At 67.8% G+C, this 22,210-nt stretch carries 20 protein-coding genes; 9 read left to right on the top strand and 11 right to left on the bottom strand.

Annotation, left to right across the window (positions count from 1 at the left end; translation table 11 throughout):
- Positions 1–17: 17 nt before the first annotated feature.
- The 8 genes from ABZ345_RS15800 to dnaA all read right to left on the bottom strand — a co-directional run bounded on the left by ABZ345_RS15800 (position 18) and on the right by dnaA (position 12,115).
- A complete protein-coding gene (locus tag ABZ345_RS15800) occupies positions 18–794 on the bottom strand; it encodes a DUF3566 domain-containing protein (RefSeq protein ID WP_359848346.1) in 777 nt (258 codons plus the stop codon).
- Between the two features lie 294 nt (positions 795–1,088).
- On the bottom strand, positions 1,089–3,632 hold the full coding sequence (gyrA, locus tag ABZ345_RS15805) for a DNA gyrase subunit A (protein WP_359848092.1): 2,544 nt from the start codon (positions 3,630–3,632) through the stop codon (positions 1,089–1,091).
- Between the two features lie 215 nt (positions 3,633–3,847).
- Complete coding sequence (gene gyrB, locus ABZ345_RS15810) at positions 3,848–5,818, bottom strand: DNA topoisomerase (ATP-hydrolyzing) subunit B (protein WP_359848095.1); 1,971 nt, start codon at positions 5,816–5,818, stop codon at positions 3,848–3,850.
- A 228-nt stretch (positions 5,819–6,046) separates the two neighbouring features.
- Entirely contained in the window at positions 6,047–6,580 is a 534-nt protein-coding gene (locus ABZ345_RS15815; RefSeq protein WP_359848098.1) for a DciA family protein, read from the bottom strand.
- Between the two features lie 97 nt (positions 6,581–6,677).
- Positions 6,678–7,784, bottom strand: coding sequence for a DNA replication/repair protein RecF (gene recF / locus ABZ345_RS15820; RefSeq protein WP_359848100.1), 1,107 nt, complete (start codon positions 7,782–7,784; stop codon positions 6,678–6,680).
- A gap of 4 nt (positions 7,785–7,788) precedes the next feature.
- On the bottom strand, positions 7,789–8,703 hold the full coding sequence (gene gnd, locus ABZ345_RS15825) for a phosphogluconate dehydrogenase (NAD(+)-dependent, decarboxylating) (protein WP_359848103.1): 915 nt from the start codon (positions 8,701–8,703) through the stop codon (positions 7,789–7,791).
- 42 nt (positions 8,704–8,745) lie between these two features.
- Positions 8,746–9,870: a DNA polymerase III subunit beta gene (dnaN, locus tag ABZ345_RS15830; protein WP_359848106.1), complete on the bottom strand. Its 1,125-nt coding sequence runs from the start codon at positions 9,868–9,870 to the stop codon at positions 8,746–8,748.
- A gap of 658 nt (positions 9,871–10,528) precedes the next feature.
- Positions 10,529–12,115, bottom strand: coding sequence for a chromosomal replication initiator protein DnaA (gene dnaA, locus ABZ345_RS15835; RefSeq protein ID WP_359848109.1), 1,587 nt, complete (start codon positions 12,113–12,115; stop codon positions 10,529–10,531).
- A 349-nt stretch (positions 12,116–12,464) separates the two neighbouring features.
- Between dnaA and rpmH the strand changes: the two genes are divergently transcribed.
- Genes rpmH through ABZ345_RS15860 form a run of 5 tightly spaced genes read left to right on the top strand, consistent with a single transcriptional unit; the run spans position 12,465 to position 14,855 of the window.
- Positions 12,465–12,608 carry a 50S ribosomal protein L34 gene (rpmH, locus tag ABZ345_RS15840; RefSeq protein ID WP_030465619.1) on the top strand — a complete coding sequence of 48 codons (144 nt, stop codon included), beginning with the start codon at positions 12,465–12,467 and terminating at the stop codon, positions 12,606–12,608.
- A 26-nt stretch (positions 12,609–12,634) separates the two neighbouring features.
- Positions 12,635–12,976, top strand: a complete 342-nt coding sequence (rnpA, locus tag ABZ345_RS15845) for a ribonuclease P protein component (RefSeq protein WP_359848113.1) — start codon at positions 12,635–12,637, stop codon at positions 12,974–12,976.
- The gene (gene yidD, locus ABZ345_RS15850) at positions 12,973–13,230 is read left to right on the top strand and encodes a membrane protein insertion efficiency factor YidD (RefSeq protein ID WP_359848116.1); all 258 of its coding nucleotides are present in this window, start codon (positions 12,973–12,975) and stop codon (positions 13,228–13,230) included. The genes rnpA and yidD overlap by 4 nt, the downstream gene beginning before the upstream one ends.
- Positions 13,231–13,234: 4 nt before the next feature.
- Positions 13,235–14,260 (top strand): membrane protein insertase YidC, encoded by a 1,026-nt coding sequence (yidC, locus tag ABZ345_RS15855; protein ID WP_359848119.1) that lies wholly within the window; start codon positions 13,235–13,237, stop codon positions 14,258–14,260.
- A 31-nt stretch (positions 14,261–14,291) separates the two neighbouring features.
- Positions 14,292–14,855 (top strand): R3H domain-containing nucleic acid-binding protein, encoded by a 564-nt coding sequence (locus ABZ345_RS15860; RefSeq protein WP_359848122.1) that lies wholly within the window; start codon positions 14,292–14,294, stop codon positions 14,853–14,855.
- Positions 14,856–15,856: 1,001 nt separating this feature from the next.
- Here the strand turns inward: ABZ345_RS15860 and ABZ345_RS15865 are convergent.
- Entirely contained in the window at positions 15,857–16,039 is a 183-nt protein-coding gene (locus tag ABZ345_RS15865) for a hypothetical protein (RefSeq protein WP_359848125.1), read from the bottom strand.
- Between the two features lie 462 nt (positions 16,040–16,501).
- Between ABZ345_RS15865 and rsmG the strand changes: the two genes are divergently transcribed.
- The 3 genes from rsmG to ABZ345_RS15880 all read left to right on the top strand — a co-directional run bounded on the left by rsmG (position 16,502) and on the right by ABZ345_RS15880 (position 19,073).
- Entirely contained in the window at positions 16,502–17,149 is a 648-nt protein-coding gene (rsmG, locus tag ABZ345_RS15870) for a 16S rRNA (guanine(527)-N(7))-methyltransferase RsmG (protein ID WP_359848349.1), read from the top strand.
- Between the two features lie 92 nt (positions 17,150–17,241).
- Entirely contained in the window at positions 17,242–18,117 is an 876-nt protein-coding gene (locus tag ABZ345_RS15875) for a ParA family protein (RefSeq protein ID WP_359848352.1), read from the top strand.
- Positions 18,114–19,073, top strand: a complete 960-nt coding sequence (locus ABZ345_RS15880; protein WP_359848128.1) for a ParB/RepB/Spo0J family partition protein — start codon at positions 18,114–18,116, stop codon at positions 19,071–19,073. The genes ABZ345_RS15875 and ABZ345_RS15880 overlap by 4 nt, the downstream gene beginning before the upstream one ends.
- Positions 19,074–19,161: 88 nt before the next feature.
- Here the strand turns inward: ABZ345_RS15880 and ABZ345_RS15885 are convergent, their stop codons facing one another.
- Complete coding sequence (locus ABZ345_RS15885) at positions 19,162–20,106, bottom strand: D-alanine--D-alanine ligase (RefSeq protein WP_359848131.1); 945 nt, start codon at positions 20,104–20,106, stop codon at positions 19,162–19,164.
- A 20-nt stretch (positions 20,107–20,126) separates the two neighbouring features.
- Entirely contained in the window at positions 20,127–21,443 is a 1,317-nt protein-coding gene (locus ABZ345_RS15890) for a PLP-dependent aminotransferase family protein (protein WP_359848134.1), read from the bottom strand.
- A gap of 134 nt (positions 21,444–21,577) precedes the next feature.
- Between ABZ345_RS15890 and ABZ345_RS15895 the strand changes: the two genes are divergently transcribed.
- Positions 21,578–22,210, top strand: a complete 633-nt coding sequence (locus tag ABZ345_RS15895; protein WP_359848138.1) for a GNAT family N-acetyltransferase — start codon at positions 21,578–21,580, stop codon at positions 22,208–22,210.

A 22,210-nucleotide genomic window follows, 5' to 3' on the forward strand; every position in this document is an offset into this window, starting at 1 on the left:
CCGCCCCAAATCGGGGGTCACTCACGCTCGGAGAGCGTCAACTCCAAGCCACCGGCCAGATCCGCGGACACGTTGTAGACGAACGCGCCCACGGTCGCCAGCGCCGTGAACAGCACGATGTTGACCGCGCCGATGATCGCCGAGACGCCGAACACGCGGCCGGCACTGATCAACGGCTCGCCCGGCTCGTTGGCCTGGAGCAGGTCGTTCGCGGTGCTGTTGATCTTGTCCCAGACACCCATGCCGTGCAGCACGCCGTAGAGCACGCCGACCGCCACGAGCCAGACGAAGAACAGCGCGACGCCCAGCACCAGGGCCAGCTTGAGCACCGACCACGGGTCGACGCGCTTCACCTGCAGCGAGGCGCGACGGGGGCCGCGGCCGGGGCGGCGGGCCGACGGCGTGGCCGCGGCGGGACGAGCCCCGCTGCCCATGTTCACCGACGTGCGGCTGCTGCCCAGGCCCACCGGCACGGCCGAGCCCGTGACCACCGGCTTCTGCACCTTGACGGTGTCCGGGTCGGTCTGCGGGAAGGCCGGGGCCTGCTCGGCGGACGGCACGGGCGGCGCGCCCGGAGCCACGTACGCCTGCGTCGAGTCCTGGGCGGCCTCCGTGTCGTTCGTCACGCGCTGCCAGGGCGGCGGCGCGGAGACGACGACCGGCTCCTCGGCGACGGCGGCGACCGGCGCGACCGGCTCAGCGGCAGGCGCCGGAGCCGGCGTTGGAGCTGGAGTCGCAGCCGGGGCTGGAGTCGCAGCAGGAGCGGCGGCAGGAGCCGGAGTGGACGTGTCGATCGCGACGGTCTTCTGCTCTGCGGAAGCAGCAGGAGCGGCCGGCGCGGCAGCGGGAGTCTCGGGAGCAGCGGCGGGTGCGGCGGCATCGGCCGCCTTCTCCGCCGACACAGGCTTGGTCTTGCCCTGCGCGTTCCCACCCGAGGAACCGGAGGCAGCCGGCGCGGCCGGCTCCGCCTTCTTCGCAGCGTTCTGGGAAGAAGGCTTGGTGATCACCGCGGTCTTGTCCGCGTCCCGACCTTCGCGGTTCTCGGGTGGAGTCACGAGCTGTCCTTAGCCTCTCGCTAGCAATTCCGACTACTCAGCCGAGTCGGGGGTGGTGTCTGCCTGGTCAGCGGCAGAGTCCTCCGCGGCAGACGCCTCACCGTTAGTGACGTCGCTGGGCTCGTCCGCGTTGCGTGCGACGGCGATCAAAGTGGTGCTCTCGCCGAGGTTCATCAGCCGCACGCCCTTCGTCTGCCGTCCAGCCTTGCGCACCTGCTCGGCTCGGGTCCGGATGACCCCGCCGCTCGAGGTGATGGCGTAGAGCTCGTCATCGACGTCGACGATGAGCGCTCCGACCAGCCTGCCACGTCGGCGGTCGTGCTGAATGGTCAGCACACCCTTGCCGCCGCGACCCTGGACCGGGTAGTCCTCGATCGGCGTTCGCTTCGAGTACCCACCGTCCGTCGCGACCAAAACGAACAGGCCTTCCTGCACGACGCCCACCGAGAGCAGCTCGTCTTCGGCGTTGAAGCGCATGCCCTGCACGCCTGAGGTGGCACGACCCATCGGGCGCAGCACGTCGTCGGTCGCGTGGAAGCGGATCGACTGGCCGTCCGCGGACACCATGAGCAGGTCGTCGTCGGCCGAGCAGAGCACCGCGCCGACCAGCTCGTCGTCCTCGCGCAGGTTGATGCCGATAAGACCACCCGATCGGTTGGAATCGAAGTCGGACAGCTTCGACTTCTTCACCAGACCCTTGCGAGTGGCGAGCACGAGGTACGGCGACACGTCGTAGTTCTTGATCTGGATGACCTGCGCGATCTCCTCGTCCGGCTGGAACGCGAGGAGGTTCGCCACGTGCTGGCCGCGGGCGTTGCGGTTCGCCTCAGGCAGCTCGTACGCCTTCGTGCGGTACACACGGCCCTTGTTCGTGAAGAACAGGATCCAGTCGTGCGTCGAGCACACGAAGAAGTGCGCGACGATGTCGTCCTGCTTCAGCTGTGCGCCCTGCACGCCCTTGCCGCCGCGCTTCTGCGCCCGGTAGAGGTCGGTCTTGGTGCGCTTCGCGTAGCCGGTGCGCGTGATCGTGACGACCACGTCCTCGACCGCGATCAGGTCCTCCATGGACACGTCGCCGTCGAACGGGATGATCTTCGTGCGGCGGTCGTCGCCGAACTTGTCCACGATCGTCGTGAGCTCGTCGCGCACGATCTTGCGCTGCCGCTCCGGCTTTTCGAGGATGTCCTTGAGGTCCGCGATCTCCAGCTCGATCTCGGCCAACTGGTCGATGATCTTCTGGCGCTCGAGGGCGGCCAGGCGGCGGAGCTGCATCTCCAGGATCGCGTTGGCCTGGACCTCGTCGATCTCGAGCAGCGAGATCAGACCCTCACGCGCCTCGTCCGGCGTTTGAGACCGGCGGATCAACGCGATGACCTCGTCGAGGTGGTCGAGCGCCTTCACCAGACCGCGCAGGATGTGCGCGCGCTCTTCGGCCTTGCGCAGGCGGAAGCGGGTCCGCCTGACGATGACCTCGATCTGGTGCTTCACGTAGTGGCGGATCATCTGGTCGATCCGCAGCGTGCGCGGCACACCGTCGACCAGCGCCAGCATGTTGACGCCGAACGAGTACTGCAGCTGGGTGTGCTTGTAGAGGTTGTTCAGCACGACCTTCGCCACCGCGTCGCGCTTGAGCGTGACCACGATGCGCATGCCGATGCGGCGGTTCGACTCGTCCGCGATGTTCGCGATGCCGGTGAGCTTCGCGTCGCGCACCAGCGCGGCGATGTTCTCGACCAGGTTGTCCGGGTTGACCTGGTACGGCAGTTCGGTGACGACCAGGATCGTGCGGCCCTTGGCGTCCTCGTCCATCTCGACGACCGCGCGCATGCGGACCGAGCCGCGGCCGGTGCGGTACGCGTCCTCGATGCCGGAGGTGCCGAGGATCTGGCCGTACGTCGGGAAGTCCGGGCCCTTGATCCGGGCGATCGTCGCCTCGAGGGTCTCCTCGTCGGAGGCCTCGTGGTTGTCGAGCGCCCACACCACCGCGGCCGCCACCTCGCGGAGGTTGTGCGGCGGGATGTTGGTCGCCATGCCGACCGCGATGCCCGAGCTGCCGTTGATCAGCAGGTTCGGGATGCGCGACGGAAGGACGACCGGCTCCTGGATGCGGCCGTCGTAGTTGTCGCGGAAGTCGACGGTCTCTTCCTCGATGTCGGCCAGCATGTGCATGGCCAACGGGGAGAGCCGGCACTCCGTGTACCGCATGGCGGCGGCGGGGTCGTTGCCCGGCGAGCCGAAGTTGCCCTGGCCCTGGATCAACGGGTAGCGCAGCGCCCACGGCTGGGCGAGACGCACCAACGCGTCGTAGATCGCCGAGTCGCCGTGCGGGTGGTAGTTGCCCATGACGTCGCCGACGACGCGCGCGCATTTGTTGAAGCCGCGGTCGGGACGGAAGCCGGAGTCGAACATCGAGTACAGCACCCGGACGTGCACGGGCTTGAGCCCGTCACGCACGTCCGGCAGCGCACGACCCACGATGACGGACATCGCGTAGTTGATGTACGAGTTCTGCATCTCCTGCTGGATCTCGACCGGCTCGATGCGGTCGTGCTGCGGGGGCAGAGTCGTATCGGTCACTGTTCTCTTTCCTTCTCGCCGGAAACGCCAGGATGCCTAGGGATCAAGACCGGACTAGTGGAGTGGCGCAGAACGTTGCCGGTGAATTCGTGGTCAGACGGGTGCATCGTGGTGCCGCCCCCGCGCCTTCGTACTGGTTGTACGGGGGCGCGGGGGCGGTGCCGCGAGGCACCCGTCTGACCACGAATTCACCGCCCACGTTCTGCGTCGCGCCACTAGATGTCCAGGAACTTGATGCTCTTGGCGTTGCGGGTGATGAACGAACGGCGTGCCTCGACGTCCTCGCCCATGAGCACGCTGAACAGCTCGTCGGCGGTGGCCGCGTCGTCCATGGTGACCTGCCGCAGGATCCGGTTCGCCGGGTCCATCGTGGTCTCCCACAGCTCCTCGGCGTTCATCTCGCCAAGACCCTTGTACCGCTGGATGTTGTCTTCCTTGCCGAGCCGCTTGCCGCCCTCGAGACCTGCCTTGATCACGGCGTCGCGCTCGCGGTCGGAGTAGACGTACTCCGGCTCTGCGCGCTGCCACTTGATCTTGTAGAGCGGCGGCTGCGCGAGGTACACGTGGTTGTGCTCGATGAGCGGCTGCATGAAGCGGAACAGCAGCGTGAGCAGCAGCGTGCGGATGTGCTGGCCGTCGACGTCGGCGTCGGCCATCAGCACGATCTTGTGATAGCGCAGCTTGGTGAGGTCGAACTCGTCGTGGATGCCGGTGCCGAGCGCCGTGATCAGCGACTGGACCTCGGTGTTCTTGAGGACGCGGTCGATGCGCGCCTTCTCGACGTTGATGATCTTGCCGCGGATCGGCAGGATCGCCTGGTACATCGAGTCCCGCCCCTCCTTCGCCGAGCCGCCCGCGGAGTCACCCTCGACGATGTAGAGCTCGCAACGCTCCGGCTCGGTCGAACGGCAGTCCTTCAACTTGCCCGGCAGGCCGCCGATGTCGAGCGCACCCTTGCGGCGCACCAGCTCGCGGGCCTTGCGCGCGGCGATGCGGGCCTGCGCCGACGACACCGACTTGGTGACGATCGTCTTGGCCTCGTTGGGGTGCCGCTCGAACCAGTCGGCCAGGTGCTCGTTCGTCGACTTCTGCACGAACGACTTGGCCTCGCTGTTGCCCAGCTTGGTCTTCGTCTGGCCCTCGAACTGGGGCTCCTTCAACTTCACCGAGATGATCGCGGCGAGACCCTCGCGGATGTCGTCACCGGTGAGGTTGGTGTCCTTCTCCTTGAGCAGCTTCTTCTCGCGCGCGTACTCGTTGACGACACGCGTCAACGCGGCGCGGAAGCCCTCTTCGTGCGTGCCGCCCTCGTGCGTGTTGATCGTGTTCGCGAAGGTGTAGACCGAGGCCGTGTAGCCCGTGTTCCACTGCATCGCGACCTCGACCTCGAGGTCCTCGCCCTTCGCCTCGAACCCGATCACCTTCTGGTGCACGGCCTCGCGCGTGTGGTTGATGTGGCGGACGAAGTCCTCCAGACCACCGGGGTAGTGGAAGACGCGCTCCTTCACCGCGGCCTTGTGGCCCTCGGCGTCTGCTTCCTCGTCCTCCGGCGAGACCCGCTCGTCGCGCAGGATGATCGTGATCCCCTTGTTGAGGAACGCCATCTCCTGCAGGCGGCGTGCGATCGTCTCGACGTTGTACTCGGTGGTCTCGAAGATCTCCGGGTCGGCCCAGAACGTGACGGTGGTGCCCGTCTCCGTAGTCGGCTCGCCCTTGCGCAGCTCGTGCGCGGGCTTGGAGCCCTCGTAGCGCTGGTTCCAGACGTGGCCGGCGTTCTTGATCTCCAGGTCGACGGCGGTGGACAGCGCGTTCACCACGGAGATGCCGACGCCGTGCAGACCACCGGACACCGCGTAGGAGTCGCTGTCGAACTTGCCGCCCGCGTGCAGCTTGGTCATGACGACCTCGACGGTCGGCACGCCCTCCACCGGGTGGATGCCGGTCGGGATGCCACGACCGTCGTCGATCACCCGGACGCCGCCGTTGGCCAGCAGGGTCACGTCGACAGTCGTCGCGTAGCCGGCCATGGCCTCGTCGACGGAGTTGTCCACGACTTCCTGGACCAGGTGGTGCAGACCGCGCTCGCCGGTCGAACCGATGTACATACCCGGCCTCTTGCGCACTGCCTCGAGGCCTTCGAGGACGGTGATCGAGGACGCGTCGTACTCATTCTTCTTAGCTGACACGGGCGTGGAGTCTCCTCGCTGATGCGGGCAGAACCCGCACGGTGATGGGTGACGCTCCCTGTGATTCTACCGGTGCACCCCGACAGAACGGGGGCAAGGACACCTTTGATTCGGTCACAGAGCGCCTCACGCGGCACCAGACGGGTCAGGACGGCCGAAACGGGGGTTCAAATCCGCTGGTGAACGCTCATTGAGCCGCAGAATCGCCGCTGAGCCCTTGACAGGAGCTCACCCGTAGGTGTCACGCGGACCGCGCCCAGGCGCGTGCCTGGGGCCGTGTCGCCAGCTCGGCGCGTCCGGTCCCTTGATCTTGAGCCGTTTGACGACGCCGTGGCCGACACCCGCAGCAATCCGCTTGAGCAGATCGCGCTGCAGCAGGCGCAGCTGAGTGGCCCATGCCGTCGACGACGCCTGGACCGTCAGTTCCCCGTCACTGAGAGCGATCGGTTTCGCGTGCTCGGCGACGTCCTCTCCCACTAATTTTGCCCATCGGCCGAAGACCTGGCCACCCTGAAGTTGCTCGACCCAGCCCCGGTCGGCGGCGATCCTCGACGCGATCCGGCCGATCGCCTGAGGGTCGCGGTCGTCCGGTCCCGGACCCGACCAACGGCGGCGCCGGCGGTTGACCGGACGGCCCTTCGACTTGCTGCCGGGGGTCCGTCCGCGGGCCTTCGCACTGGCCTTCGCGGCCTCGAGAGCGGCTCGCGCGAGGTCAGAACCCTTCAGTGGCTCACCCTCAGGTGTGAATGAACCTGTGGACAAGTCCGGATTTGTGACGGAGTTATCCACACCATCCACAGACTTGTCCCCAGATGTGTGGGCGGACACACCCGATCGAGCTACATCTTGGGGCTCAGAGTCAGACACGTCGGACCTCCCCGCCGTTCACGTCGAAACGGGCACCGCTGAGCTCGTCGGGCACGTCCTCCGCCACCGCCGCGGTGATCAGCACCTGCTCCGCGGCGGACGCGACCTTCGCCAGCTGCTGCCGCCGGCCGCGGTCGAGCTCCGCGAAGACATCGTCCAGCACGAGGACCGGTTCGATGCCGTCGACACGCATCAGCTCGTACCCTCCGAGCCTCAGAGCGAGCGCGAACGACCATGACTCTCCGTGACTGGCATAGCCCTTCGCGGGAAGCTCGCCGAGCGTCAGCTCGAGGTCGTCGCGGTGCGGGCCGACCAGGCACACGCCGCGTTCGATCTCCTGCCGCCGGACCCGGTCGAGCTCGGCGAGCAACAGGTCCTCGATGCTCTCCCTGTCCTCCGGAAGTTCGCCGACGCTCGACCTGTACGAGATGAGCGCCGGGCGTGACTCCGGAGCGACCTCCGCGTAGGCGGAAGTCACGTGGTCCGCCATGTCGCGGACCAGCTTCATCCGCGCGGCCAGGAGCTCCGCGCCGTGCTTGGCCAGATGCCCGTCCCAGACGTCGAGCGTCGAGAGGTCCGCCGACCGTGAATGCTTCACCGTCTTCAACAACGCGCTGCGCTGCTTCAGGACACGGTCGTAGTCGCTGCGAACGCCCGCGAACCTCGGCGCGCGCAGCACCAGCATCTCGTCGAGGAACCGTCGCCGGTCGCTCGGATCGCCTCGCACAAGAGAGAGGTCCTCAGGTGCGAACAACACGGTGCGCAGAATCCCGAGCACGTCACGCGGGCGTGGCACCGGACCGCGGTTGATCCGCGCCCGGTTCGACTTGCCCGCCGTGATCTCGAGTTCCACGAGCAGTTCGCGCTCGTCGTTGACCACGGCCGCCCGCACGACGGCGCGCTGGGCACCGTGCCGGATCAGTGGTGCGTCCGTGGCGACGCGGTGCGAACCCAGCGTCGCCACGTACCCGATCGCCTCGACCAGGTTCGTCTTGCCCTGACCGTTTCGTCCCACGAGCACCGTCACGCCGGGCTCGAGCTCCAGGTTCGCGAGCTCCCACGAACGGAAGTCGCTGACCTGGAGGTGTCTGACGTGCACCTCGCTAGCCCTGGGTGCTGCCGGTGCCGGACGACGGTCCGGCCATGTGCACCGCGTGGCCGCCGAACTGGTTGCGCAGTGCGGCGACGGCACGCATCGCGGGCGAGTCCTCCTGCCGCGACTGGAACCGCGCGAAGAGCGCGGCGGAGATCACCGGGAGCGGCACCGCGTTGTTGATGCCCTCCTCGACGGTCCACCGGCCCTCACCCGAGTCCTCGACGTAGCCGCGGAGGTCGTCGAGCTCGGGGTCGGACTCCAGCGCACGCACCAGCAGGTCGAGAAGCCACGACCGCACAACGGTTCCGCGCTGCCAGGCCGAGATCACCGCGGGCACGTTGTCCACGACGTCGGTCTTGTCGAGCAGCTCGAAGCCCTCGGCGTACGCCTGCATCAGGCCGTACTCGATGCCGTTGTGCACCATCTTCGAGTAGTGGCCGGCGCCGACCTTGCCCGCGTGCGCGAAACCTTCCTCGCGCGGACCTTCCGGACGGAGCGCGTCGAAGATCGGCATCGCCTGCTCGACGTGCGCGGCGTCGCCACCGACCATCAGCGCGTAGCCGTTGTCGAGACCCCACACGCCACCGGACACGCCGCAGTCGAGGTAGCCGATCTCCTTCTCCGCCAACAGGTCCGCGTGAATGCGGTCGTCGGTGAACTTGGAGTTGCCGCCGTCGATCACGAGGTCGCCGGGCGCGAGCAGCTCGGACAGCTCGCTCACCGTGTTACGGGTGATCTCGCCGGCGGGCACCATCACCCACACCACGCGCGGCGCCTCGAGTTTGGACACCATGTCCGCCAACGACTCCGAGTCGCTGACCTCCGGGTTGCGGTCGTAGCCGATCACCTCGTGACCGGCACGGCGCACCCGCTCGCGCATGTTGAAACCCATCTTGCCGAGGCCGACGAGTCCGAGCTGCACGGTGTTCTCCCCTAAACGTTTCTCGTTACCCGGTAAGAGGTTTTAGCCGGGCAGGCGAACGGGCATCAGGAGGTACAGGTAGCCCGGCGCCACGTTCCCATCCTCGTCCACCGGCTTGAGCAGCGCCGGTCGGCTGGGTGTGGTGAAGGACAAGTGGACACGGGGCGTGCGAACCGCTCCGAGACCGTCGAGGAGGTATCCGGGGTTGAACGCGATGGTGACCGCGTCGCCGGTGTACTCGACCGGGAGCTCTTCCTCGGCCGAACCCTCGTCGTCGCCACCGGCGGACAGGCGCAGGCCGCCGTCCACGAACTCGAGCCGGACCTGGGTGCCGCGCTCGGCGACGAGCGAGACGCGCTTGATCGCCTGAACGAGCGTGTCGACCTCGATGATCGCGGCGGCCGAGTGCTCGGTCGGCAGGAGCTGGCGGTACTTCGGGAAGTCCGCGTCGAGCAGGCGGGTCGTCGTGCGCTTGCCGGAACCGGACAGACCGAGCAGTCCGTCGTTCGCCGCGAGCGACATCTCGACCTTGCTGCCGGACGAGCCGAGCGTCTTGGCCGCGTCGCCGAGCGTGCGGGCCGGAACGAGAACCGCGACCTCGCCGAGAGAGGCGTCGGGCTCCCACGGGAACTCGCGCATCGCGAGCCGGAAGCGGTCGGTGGCGACGAGGACGAGCTTGCCGTCACCGATCTCGACGCGGACGCCGGTCAGCATCGGGAGCGTGTCGTCCTTGCCGGCGGCGACGGCGACCTGGCCGACGGCCTCACCGAAGACCTCGCCGGGAAGCTCACCGATCAGCTGAGGCATCGACGGCAGCGCGGGGTAGTCCTCGACCGGCATCGTCGGGAGGCTGAACCGGGCGCTGCCGCAGCTGATCATCATGCGAGCGCCGTCGACCGCGATCTCGACCGGGTGGTTCGGGAGCGCCTTGGTGATGTCGGCGAGCAGACGCCCGGAGACCAGCGCGCGGCCCCCGTCGGCGATCGTCGCCGGGACACCGACCTGAGCCGAGACCTCGTAGTCGAATCCCGAGACCGTCAGCGAATCGTCCGACTCCGCGTCGAGCAGCACGCCGCCCAGCACGGGGACCGGCGGACGGGACGGAAGGCTGCGAGCGACCCAGGCGACAGCGTCGGCGAGGCCGTCGCGTTCGACGCGGATCTTCATGAGGCGTCCTTTCCTCGACAGTCGACAAGCCCAACCACGACAACGTGCCAGTGGGGGTTAGGGAGCCTCGACCTCGGCTGACCCGAGGTGCGGAGCAACCACGTTAGAGCGTCCTGGCCCTTCCCGTCACTTCGGGGTTCGGGCACCGATCCCCGGGAGCTGTCCCCCGCTGTTTTGCTTTTGAGTTCTTCTAGAAGAGATCAAACAGCAGTAACAGTAAGGGCTGTGGATTGTGTGGACTGGTGTTAAACACGCAGGTCGGGACACCAGCGTCCATGTGGACTAAGGGGGGATGGCACCCGGGGACAGATCGGCGCACCCGGGGACAGCCAGTTGTGCACACCTCTCGATCCACAGATCGTCCACAGTTGTCCCCGGGTGCGTCCCCGGGTGCGGGGCAGTTGTACCCGGGTGTTCAACAGGCTTCTGTGGCCAGATCGTGGCCTGGGTCTCACAAGTTTCCAGTTGTCCCCACCCCTTCGAGTGCGGTGAGCGAACAGTAAGCCCGTCTGCGTGGCCGAGGATCCCTCGATTCCACCCAGGTTCGAGCGCGCGCGTACGGCCCGTGCGGCGGTCACGTGCCGTCGGGTCCCGTTGTGTGCGAACAAAAAGAAGGGGCCCTCCGTGGCGGAGGACCCCTCGTCGTACCTGGGTTGGATCAGGGAGCGTGGCGGGCGCGCTGCTTGATCCGCGACGTCAGTTCCTGGACCTGGTCGTAGATCCGGCGGCGCTCGGCCATCTCCTTGCGGATCTTCTTGTCCGCGTGCATCACCGTCGTGTGGTCGCGGCCGCCGAACGTCTGGCCGATCTTCGGCAGCGACAGGTCGGTCAGCTCGCGGCACAGGTACATGGAGATCTGCCGTGCCTGTGCGAGCGCCTTCGTCTTACCCGGGCCGCACAGGTCGTCGATCGTGACGCCGAAGAACTCGGCGGTGACCGCCATGATCGTCGGCGCGGTGATCTCCGGCGCGTGCGAGTCGGGGATCAGGTCGCGCAGCACGATCTCGGCGAGCTGGACGTCGACCGGCTGGCGGTTGAGCGACGCGAACGCCGTGACGCGGATGAGCGCGCCTTCGAGCTCGCGGATGTTCCGCTCTATCCGGGCGGCGATGAACTCCAGCACCTCGGCCGGGGCCGCGAGCCGGTCCTGCGCCGCCTTCTTGCGGAGGATCGCGATCCGGGTCTCCAGCTCGGGCGGCTGGATGTCCGTGATCAGGCCCCACTCGAACCGCGTGCGCAGGCGGTCTTCCAGCGTCTCCAGCCGCTTGGGCGGCCGGTCGCTCGACACCACGATCTGCTTGTTCGTGTTGTGGAGCGTGTTGAACGTGTGGAAGAACTCCTCCTGCGTACCTTCCTTGCCCTCCAGGAACTGGATGTCGTCGACGAGAAGAACGTCGATGTCCCGGTAGCGGCGCTGGAAGGCGACCTTGCGGTCGTCGCGCAGCGAGTTGATGAAGTCGTTGGTGAACTCCTCGGTCGACACGTACCGCACGCGCATGCCGGGGAACAGGCGCTGGGCGTAGTGCCCGACGGCGTGCAGCAGGTGCGTCTTGCCGAGGCCGCTCTCACCCCAGATGAAGAGCGGGTTGTACGCCCGGGCGGGAGCCTCGGCCACCGCGACCGCGGCAGCGTGCGCGAAACGGTTCGAGGCGCCGATGACGAACGTGTCGAAGTTGTACTTCTCGTTCAGCCGGGTCTGCGACGGCGACGGGTTGGCGGGCCTCGTGTACGGGAGGTTCGCGTTGGGCGTCGCGCCGACCGCGGTGTTCGCCGTGTTGAAGGTCGGCCAGATCTCGGTGACGGCGGCGAGCGCGTCGCCGGCTTCGTCGACCTCGTCCGAGTCGCCTGTTTCCGCTGCTGTGTCACCGTTTGTCGCAACAGCCGCGAGCGCGTCGTCCGTGATCACGGAGCCGGGCGTGTCGCCGTTGGCGATGCCGGGAACGGGCTGGACCGGGATGGGCGTGGTCGGCGGGCTCGCCGGTTCCGGAGAGTCGACCTTCACCGCGAGGGAGACCGTGCGGCCGAGCCTGCGGGACAGGGCGGCGGTGATCGGGTCGCGCAGTGCGCGTTCGATCGCCTCTTTCGCGAAGTCGCTCGGAGCCGCGAGCAGGGCGGTCCCGTCCAGAAGACCAATCGGACGGGTGACCCTCATCCACGCGCGTTGCTGAGGGGACAGGTGACTCGTCGCGAGCTCCTGCACCACCTCGGCCCACACGAGACCAAGGTCGACCTGCTGGTTCGACACCTCTGCGCCCCCTCCCCTGCGACTGGAGCCCATGACTCCACACGTGGACACGGAGAATAGAGGCATCCACAGAGTTATCCACAACTGTGCACTAAACGGTGCGTTGTGTTGCCGGTACGGTGGCGGCTCCCACGCCAGCTCCGGCATGCGCGAGGGAAGAACGGTAACAAGGCCCGCCACGCCTCACAAGACGTGGCGTCGGCCACCCCGATTTGGTCGGCGCACCCGGGGGTGCGTACCCTCTGTGGAGTCTCCCGCTTGCGACGGGCGCCTTTCGCGCGCCTACGTCCACTGCCATCGGGGGCGACCACCAGGCTTTGTAAGCAGTGAAGCACCGGGAGAACCGACCGTGAGCAAGGGTAAGCGCACCTTCCAGCCCAACAACCGCCGCCGCGCGAAGACGCACGGCTTCCGGCTGCGCATGCGGACCCGCGCCGGCCGCGCCATTCTGGCCGCGCGCCGTAGCAAGGGCCGTGCCACTCTGTCCGCCTGACAGCGGCTGGTAAGCGCAGCGTCGTCGTGCTCCCACCGGCCGCCCGGCTCACCCGCAGCCAGGACTTCGGCCTGGTGGTCCGCAGAGGCCGCCGCGCCGGACGACCCCGGTTGGTCGTCCACGCCTTGATGCCTGACGTGCCCACCTTGGATTCGTCCAAGGTGGGCTTCGTCGTGAGCAAGACAGTGGGCAACTCGGTGGTCCGCCACCGGGTCTACCGGCGACTTCGCCACATCGTGCGCCCGTGTCTGGCGGACATGCCGCCGGGAACTCTCGTCGTGGTCCGGGCGTTGGCCCCAGCAGCCGAGGCGTCGAGTTCGGAGCTCGCCGCCGACTTCTCCTCCGCCCTGCGCAAGGTGCTGCGATGACCACGTTGCCCGCGAAGGTCGTACTGCTGCCGGTGCACTTCTACCGGAAGTTCATCTCGCCGCTGCTGCCGCCGACCTGTCGCTTCTACCCGAGCTGCAGCGCGTACGCGGTGGAAGCGTTGACCGTCCACGGTGCGCTGCGAGGAACCTGGCTGACCATCCGCCGGTTGCTGCGCTGCGGACCCTGGCACCCTGGAGGCCTGGACCCCGTTCCGCCGAGGCGGCAGGTCCCCGACGTATCCACCGAGGAGTAGCTCCGTGCTCAACTTCATCTACTACCCGGTGTCCTTCATCTTGTGGTGTTGGCACTGGGTTTTCGGCCACGTCTTCGGTGAGTCGAGCGGATTCGCCTGGGCGCTGTCCGTCATCTTCCTGGTCTTCACCCTCCGCGCCATCCTCTTCAAGCCGTTCGTCGGCCAGGTGCGCTCCATGCGGCGGATGCAGGAGTTCGCCCCGGAGATGCAGAAGATCAAGAAGAAGTACCCGAACGACCGCCAGCGCCAGGCCGCCGAGATGCAGAAGCTGCAGTCCGAGCACGGCGTGAACCCGCTCGGCGGCTGCCTGCCGATGCTGGTGCAGATCCCGGTGTTCATCGGTCTGTTCCACGTGCTGCGCTCGTTCAAGCCCGGCTGGGGCGAGGTCTACTTCTTCGACGCGAAGGGTGTCGAGTCGTTCGTCAACGCCAAGCTCTTCGGCGCGAACCTCTCCACCTTCATCTCGATGCCCGCCGAGCAGCTCGCCCAGTTCGGCACCGACCGCACGAACGTGATCCTGGTGTCCGTGCCGCTGATGATCGTGGCGTCCATCGCGACCCACTTCACGGCCCGCCACTCGGTCGCCCGCCAGAACCAGGCCGCGCTGGACAACCCGCAGACGGCCATCATGAACAAGCTGACTCTCTACATCTTCCCGCTGGGCGTCTTGGTCGGTGGCTTCTTCTTCCCGATCGCGATCCTGATGTACTGGCTGTCCAACAACGCGTGGACCCTCGGCCAGCAGCACATCGTCTACAAGCGCATCGACTCCGAGGAAGAGGAGAAGAAGGCCACGGCGGTGGAGACGCGCCAGGCCCTCGCCCCGAAGCCGGGCGCCAAGCCGGTCAACCCGAAGAAGCCCGCCCCAGGAGCCAAGCCCGCCAACGGCGCCAAGCGCATGCCGACCGCGGGCCCCGGCGGCGCGTCGTCGTCCAAGCCGGACACGAACGGCAGCTCCAACACCGAGATTCCCGGCCTGATCCAGGGCCGATCCACCAGCAAGAAGCCGGGCAGCAAGAAGCGCCGCTGATTTCGGGCGTTTGCCCCGGAGAGGAGACATCGTGTCGGAGACCTTGCAGGCGACCGACGACGTGGAGGCGTCGTCGCCGGCAGAGGCTGAGGCCGACGCCTCGGCCGAGCCGCAGTCGCAGAGCAAGACCGAAGACCTGCTGGTCCAGGAAGGCGACATCGCGGGCGACTACCTCGAGCGCCTGCTGGACCTGCTCGACTACGACGGCGACATCGACCTGGACGTGGAAAGCGGCCGCGCCATCGTCAGCATCGACGGCGGCGAGGACCTGTCCAAGCTAGTGGGCCCCCGCGGCAACGTCCTCGAATCACTCCAGGAACTCACCCGCCTGGCCGTGCAGCAGGAGACGGGCGTCCGCTCCCGCCTGATGCTGGACATCGCCCAGTGGCGAGCGGGCCGCCGAGCCGAACTGGCCGAACTGGGCCGCTCCACCGCCGAGAAGGTAGTGGCCTCGGGCGAGCGCGCCCGCCTGCACCCGATGACGCCGTTCGAGCGCAAGGTCGTGCACGACGCCGTCGCCGCCATCGCGGGTGTGCACAGCGAGAGCGAGGGTGAGGAGCCGCAGCGGCGGGTCATCATCTTCCCCAAGCCCTGACGGGTTCTGCCCAACGGCCCCTGGCTCCTCTCGGAGCCAGGGGCCGTTTGCTGTCTCGAGGCGAGGCGAGGCGAGGCGAGGCGAGGCGAGGCGGAGCGGGGCGGAGCGGGGCGGAGCGGAGGGGGCGGAGGGGGCGGAGGGGGCGAGGCGAGGCTGGGCGGGACGGGACGGATGAGGCGACGCGAGGCGAGGCGACGCGAGGCGGGACGAGGCGGGACGGGGTGGGCAACACGAGGCGAGGCGGAGCAGGGCCGGGACGGTGCGAGACGGGACGGTGCGAGACGGGGCGGGGCGAGACGGGGCGGGGCGGGGCGAGACGGGGCGAGGCGGGACGGGGCGAGGCGAGGCGGGATGAGGGGCGGACGGGGGCGGCGGCGCATGTGGTTTGGCTGGAGTTGCCCGCCTGGTTGGCGGCGCTTGCGTTCGGTTCGGGCCAGGCTCGCGACGGAGTCAGCGTGTCGGCTGTGCGGTGAGTGGTGACATGTCGATATGGCGACGGGTCGGTGATGCGATGCGAAGCGAGCAGTCCGAACCGCGCGCGCCGGGTAGCGGTGATGACTGACGCGTTCGGTGCCAGCGCGCCCACGCACGCAGGCGATTGGGGCTTGACTTTGGGTGCGAGGTGCTAGCGTCGAGGATCGGCCGGGCGCTTCTATGCCCGGCTTTTTAAGGCCGATGAGCGCCTCGCAAGGGCCCCGAAGTCAAGCCCCAATCGCAATCGTCGCGAAGCGGCGATGACGCAACCAACGCTCGTCCGTGCCCGCGCACCCACGCTGGAAGGCGACCACCCCGCATCGGCGACCCCTCCGCTGGAACGCGACCAGCCCACGCAAGCCGACCCGCCCACCCTAAACGCCAGCCCCGCATGCGGACCCGTCCACTCCAGACGGCCCGCTGCTTAAGCCGGCCCACCCCAAGCGACCCGCCCTCGCAAGCCAGGCCCGCCCGCCCGGAGCGGCCCACCCCCAAGCAAGCTCCGCGCACTGTTCCACGTGAAACCGTCACCCCCGCGACGCCCACCACGAAGCCAGCCACTCCTCCTGCTGCCGAGTGTCCGGCACCGGGAACCCACGCGCCGCCGAGATCATCGCCCACGCCGCCGCCGGCTCCACCCCGTCCATCCCCAGCAGCAGAGCCGCGAGCAACGACGACCGCCCGATCCCCGCCCAGCAGTGGAACCACATGCGCGCCCTCCCGGTACCGCGAATAGAGAGCCGCCACCGGCGCGACGACCTCCAGCCCGAGCGGCGCCGTCCGGTCCTCGATCGGCACGCACACGTACGTCAGCCCGGCAGAGGTGACGATCGCCGCCTGCTCCCCCAGCGAGCACTCGTCGCGTTCCGCGTCGGTCTGGGCGGACACGAGGACGTCAACTCCGAGTCGGCGCAGTCCGTGAACATAAGGCAGAAGTAACTCGCCGCCGGGTGGGTGGGACATCGTTGAGACGGTGCCGGGGCCCGGATGAGAGACCGTGTAGATGGTTGGACGCAACTTTCCCCCAAGTTTCACGTGAAACGGCGCTCAGGATTTGGCGGAGCGCACGGTCGATCCGTCATGATGGTGCCCTGGCATTCGCCAGCTTTTCCACCGGCCGCCGGAACGTCGCCGCCGCGTGGTTTCACGTGAAACGCTCACGGACGGAGAACATGGCCGGGGAGTTGCCCGACAACGCGAAGCTCGTCTTCGGTGAGCACGTTGACCGTGCCGCCGAGTTCGTCAGGCTCCTGCAGGAGCACGGTGTCGAGCGCGGGCTCATTGGGCCTCGCGAGGTCGAGAAGATTTGGGATCGTCACGTGCTCAACTCCGCGGTGATCGAGGAGTTGTTCAAACAGAACGAGCGCGTGGTCGACGTAGGCTCGGGCGCGGGGCTGCCGGGTGTGCCGCTGGCGATCGCGCGGCCTGACTTGAGGATCACTCTGCTGGAGCCGATGGCGCGCCGCGTCGCCTGGCTCGAGGAAGTGAAGGAACGTCTCGGGCTCGACAACGTGACGGTCCTGCGCGGGCGCGCCGAAGAGGGGCCGGTGCGCGCCCAGTTGAAGAACTGCGACGTGGTGACTGCCCGGGCGGTCGCTCCGTTGGAGAAGCTCGCGAAGTGGTGCCTGCCGCTCCTCAAGGGTGGCGGACGGATGGTGGCGCTCAAGGGTGAGCGCGCGCAGGAGGAGCTCGACCGCGACGGGATCGCCGTTGAACGCATGGGGGGCGTCAACGGCGAGGTGGTCGTGGTGGGAGCCGATGTACTTGAGGTGCCTACGACGGTGCTGATCGTCGAGCGCCAGACCAGAAGGGATCGGTGAGCGTGTACCCGGAGTTTCAGGCAGCCGATGTTCCACGTGAAACCGAACCCCAGCAGAAGCCGAAGCCGACCAACAACGGAGATGACAGCGCCGTGGTGTGGACCCCGATTGCAGAAGAGGCGGCTCGTGCGGCAAGCGTGCTGCACCCCGACGAGTCACTGCTCCCCCGGCCGACTCACCGACGGGTGATCACGGTCGCGAACCAGAAGGGTGGCGTCGGCAAGACGACGAGCACGGTGAACCTCGCCGCCGCTCTCGCCATCCACGGGCTCAAGACGCTCGTGATCGACCTCGACCCGCAGGGCAACGCCAGCACGGCGCTCGCGGTCGAACACCGCAGTGGCACCCCGAGCGTCTACGAGGTGCTCATCGGCGAGATCTCGATCGACGAGGCGGCTCAGGTCAGCCCGACGTCCCCGAACCTGTTCTGCGTGCCGGCGACGATCGACCTCGCCGGCGCCGAGATCGAGCTCGTCTCGATGGTGGCCCGTGAGTCGCGGCTCAAGGAAGCGCTCAGCCCGGAAGCGCTCGACGCGATCAACCCGGACTACGTCTTCATCGACTGCCCGCCGAGCCTCGGCCTGCTGACCGTCAACGCGATGGTCGCCGCCCAGGAGGTGCTGATCCCGATCCAGTGCGAGTACTACGCGCTGGAGGGTCTGAGCCAGCTGCTGCGCAACATCGAGCTCGTGCAGCAGCACCTCAACCCGGACCTCGGCATCTCCACGATCCTCCTCACGATGTACGACGGGCGGACCAAGCTCGCCGACCAGGTGACCAGCGAGGTGCGTGGCCACTTCGGCGACGTCGCCCTCAAGACGGTGATTCCGCGCAGCGTGAAGGTGTCCGAGGCACCAGGATTCGGTCAGACGGTGTTGACGTACGACCCGGGCTCGCGCGGGTCGATGAGCTACCTCGACGCCGCCAAGGAGATCGCGATCCGCGGGGCCAAGGAGGAGGGCGCATGACGGAGCAGCGCAAGGGCGGACTCGGGCGCGGCCTGGCCGCTTTGATCCCGCAGGGTCCTCCGCCCGGTGCTCCCAGCACGGTCCGGCCCGCCGCGGCCGGTAACGGGGCGACGAAGACCCAGCCGATCGGTGAGGTCGCGGGCGCGGTCTACCGCGAGGTCGCGGTCACCGCGATCAAGACGAACCCGAAGCAGCCGCGCCAGGTGTTCGACCAGGACGCGATCGACGAGCTGTCGTTCTCCATCAAGGAGTTCGGGCTCATGCAGCCGATCGTCGTGCGGGAGCTGACCGCGGACACCTACGAGCTCGTCATGGGCGAGCGCAGGTGGCGGGCGACGCAGCAAGCCGGGCTGAAGACGATCCCTGCGATCGTGCGGCAGACCAACGACGACGTGATGCTGCGTGACGCGCTGTTGGAGAACATCCACCGCGTCCAGCTCAACCCGCTCGAAGAGGCGGCGGCCTACCAGCAGCTGCTCGAGGAGTTCGGTGTCACGCACGAGCAGCTCGCTGACCGCATCGGCCGCAGCCGCCCTGTCGTCACGAACACGATCCGTCTGCTGAAGCTCCCCCTCCCCGTGCAGCGACGGGTGGCGGCGGGCGTTCTCAGCGCGGGTCACGCGAGGGCGCTGCTCGGTCTCGACGACGCCGGCACGCAGGAAGACCTCGCCGCCAAGATCGTTGCCGAGGGCATGTCGGTCCGTGCGACCGAGGAAGCGGTGACGCTCGCCAAGAACGAGAAGCCCGCGAAGCCGAAGCAGGCTCCTCGCAAGCAGATGCACGCACCCGGTCTGCAGGAGCTCGCCGAGCGTCTCTCCGACAACTTCGACACCCGCGTGAAGGTCGAACTCGGGCAGCGAAAAGGCCGGATCGTCGTCGAATTCGGGTCAGTTGACGATCTTGAAAGGATCATCGGACTGATGAGCCCAGAAGCGACAATTCGGGCATCGGAGTAGGTCCATAGGATCACCCACGGGCCTTATGTCACGGTGACGATGACGCCCCGCAGCTGAAAAGCTACGGGGCGTCACCTATGAAGAGAGATCAACGAGCGACAGCGCGCTCGATCAAACCGGCGTAAATCTCGCCCAGCGACTGCCCCGCCGCCTCGACGGCCATCGGCAGAAGCGACGTCTCGGTCAGCCCGGGCGACACGTTCACTTCGAGGAAGTAGACGGTTCCGTCCTCGGCCACGATCGCGTCGGTTCGCGACACGTCCCGCAGCCCGAGCAACCGGTGTGCCGCGACCGCGAGCTCCCCGACCGCCTTGGCGGCGGCAGCGTCCAGCCGAGCCGGTGCGTGGAAGTCGGTCAGCCCCGCCGTGTACCGAGCGGTGTAGTCGTACACGCCGGTCTCCGGAACGATCTCGACCGCGGGCAGAGCCGTCGGTCCATCGGCACCGTCGACGACGGTCACCGCCACCTCCACCCCGGAGATGAACTGCTCCGCCAGAACCGTGTCGCCGTACGCCAGGCAGCCGACCATCGCGGCCGGCAGATCGGCGGCATCGGTGACGACCTGAGCGCCGAGAGCCGAACCACCCTGATCCGGCTTCAGCATCAACGGCAGACCGAGTGTCGAGACCATGGCGTCGAGGACCGGCTTGGCACCCAGCTCGCGGAACGTCGCGTGCGGCAGGACGACCCACTCCGGCGTCGTCAGCCCGGCACGAGCGAGCTCGGCCTTCGCGGTCGGCTTGTCCCACGCCCGCCGGCACGCCCGCGAGTCGGTGCCCACGTACGGCACCCCGAGCATCTCGAGGATCGCCTGCACCGACCCGTTCTCGCCCTCCCCGCCGTGCAGAGCGACGACGACGGCATCCGGACGGCTCGAACGAAGTCGCGTCAGCAACGACGAGTCGGCGTCCCACTCCTCCACCGTCACGCCCACCGACCGCAGGGCAGCCGACAGACGGCGACCGGAGCGGATGGAGACCTCGCGTTCGTGGGAGAGCCCACCGGACAGCACAGCGACCATTCGGTCAGCCACAGCAAACTCCAAAGAAAGATTCAGGCGGTGTCGGGCGACGGGGTCTGCGGACCGGACAGCTGACGGCCCGGCGTCGCCCCGAACGTCGCGTGCAGCTGCATCTCGTCCTCGATGACGTTCGCCAGGCGGCGGACACCCTCACGGATGCGCTCCGGCGTCGGGTAGCAGTACGAGATCCGCAACTGCCGGGAACCGAAGCCGTCCGCGTAAAAGCCGGTGCCCGACGCGTACGCCACACGGGCCGTGACAGCGCGGGGCAGCATCGCCTTCGTGTCGATGCCCTCGGGCACCGTCACCCAGACGTAGAAGCCGCCGTCGGGAATGTTCCACGTGGAACCTTGCGGCATGTGCTGCTCGAGAGCCGACACCGCCGCGTCCCGGCGTTCCCGGTACGCCTCCCGGTACGTCTTGATCTGACCCTTCCAGTCCTGGGTCGAGAGATACCGCGACACGATCATCTGGTTCAGCGTGGGCGGGCACAGCGTGGCGGACTCCGCCGCCAGCACCAGCTTCTCGCGGACCGCGTGCGGCGCCAGCACCCAGCCGACGCGCAGACCGGCCGCGAACGTCTTCGAGAACGACCCGAGGTACACGACGTTGTCCGGGTCCATCGACCGCAGCGCCGGATACGTCTGACCGTCGAACCCGAGCAGCCCGTACGGGTTGTCCTCCACGACCAGCACGCCGTAGGTCCGGCAGATCTCCAGGATCTCGGCCCGCCGCGACACCGCCAGCGTCACGCCGGCCGGGTTGTGGAAGTTCGGGATCGTGTAGAGGAACTTGACGCGCTGGCCAGCGCGCTTGCAGGCCTCCAGGGCCTCTCGCAGCAACGACGGCACGAGCCCGTCAGCGTCCATCGCCACGTGGACGACGTGCGCCTGGTACGCCGTGAACGAGCCGAGAGCGCCCACGTAGGACGGGCCCTCGGCGATCACCACGTCACCGGGGTCGCAGAAGATGCGGGTGACCATGTCGAGGCCCATCTGCGAGCCGACCGTCACCACCACGTCGTCCGGGTGGCCGTTGATGCCCTCCATCGCCATGACGTCGCAGATCTGCTCGCGCAGCAACGGAACACCGTGCGCCGAGCCGTACTGCAACGCCACCAGACCCTCGGTGGCGACCAACTGGCCGATCTCCGCGGACAGCGACTCCAGGGGCAACGCGGCCAGGTGCGGCATGCCGCCGGCCAGCGATACGACCTCGGGACGAGACGCGACTGCGAAAAGTGCCCGGATCTCCGACGCCGTCATCCCTGCCGTGCGCGCTGCGTAGCGCCGAAGGTGGGGGTCAAGGCTTCTGGGGCCCTGCTTGGCGGGCTGTCCGGGCATCGTCATGTGGGACTCCTGTATGGGAATTGTCCCGAGCGAGTGTAACCGTCGTCCCGTTCAGGGCACGTGCCTTCCCGGTTCCGTCACATTCGCCTACCCTCGTACGGGTCTACTGTGCGTGTTTAGGGGTGGAGGTCGGGGTGTCGCGACGCGTTGTGGGCGTCACGCTGGACAACCTGGAGCATCTCTCCAAGCACAGCAGGACGTGCGTTTTCTGGGAGTTGGCCCCTCACCTGCGCGAACAGGCGGAGGAATACGGCGACACGGAGTTCGAGAAGGAAGCCTGGGTCTCCAGCGTCCTGCTCGAATGGGGTTCGTGCGGCCGCCTGATCTACTGCGACGGGATTCCTGCCGGTTCGGTGTTCTACGCACCTCCTGCCGCTGTTCCGCGCAGTTCTGCCTTCCCCACGTCCCCGGTGAGCCCGGACGCGGTCCTCATGACGTCGCTGGACGTCCTCCCTGAGTTCCGAGGGGGCGGGCTTGCACGTGTGCTCGTTCAGGCCGTGGCGAAGGATCTGACGCGTCGTGGCGTGAAGGCCATCGAGGCGTTCGGTGACATGCGCCCGGACGATGAAGAGTCCAGTTGCGTCACGCCCGCGGACTTCCTGACGAGCGTTGGGTTCAAGACCGTGCGGCCGCATCCGCGCTGGCCCCGGTTGCGTCTGGAACTGCGCAGCGCCATCACGTGGAAGGAAGACGTCGAGGCCGCTCTCGAACGCCTCCTCAACAGCGTCACCGTTTCGACGGCGGAACCGAGCTTCCGCCCCGTCTGA

Origin of the sequence: Lentzea sp. NPDC005914, from assembly GCF_040629405.1 — a bacterium.
In the GTDB taxonomy this organism is placed as follows: Bacteria; Actinomycetota; Actinomycetes; order Mycobacteriales; family Pseudonocardiaceae; genus Lentzea.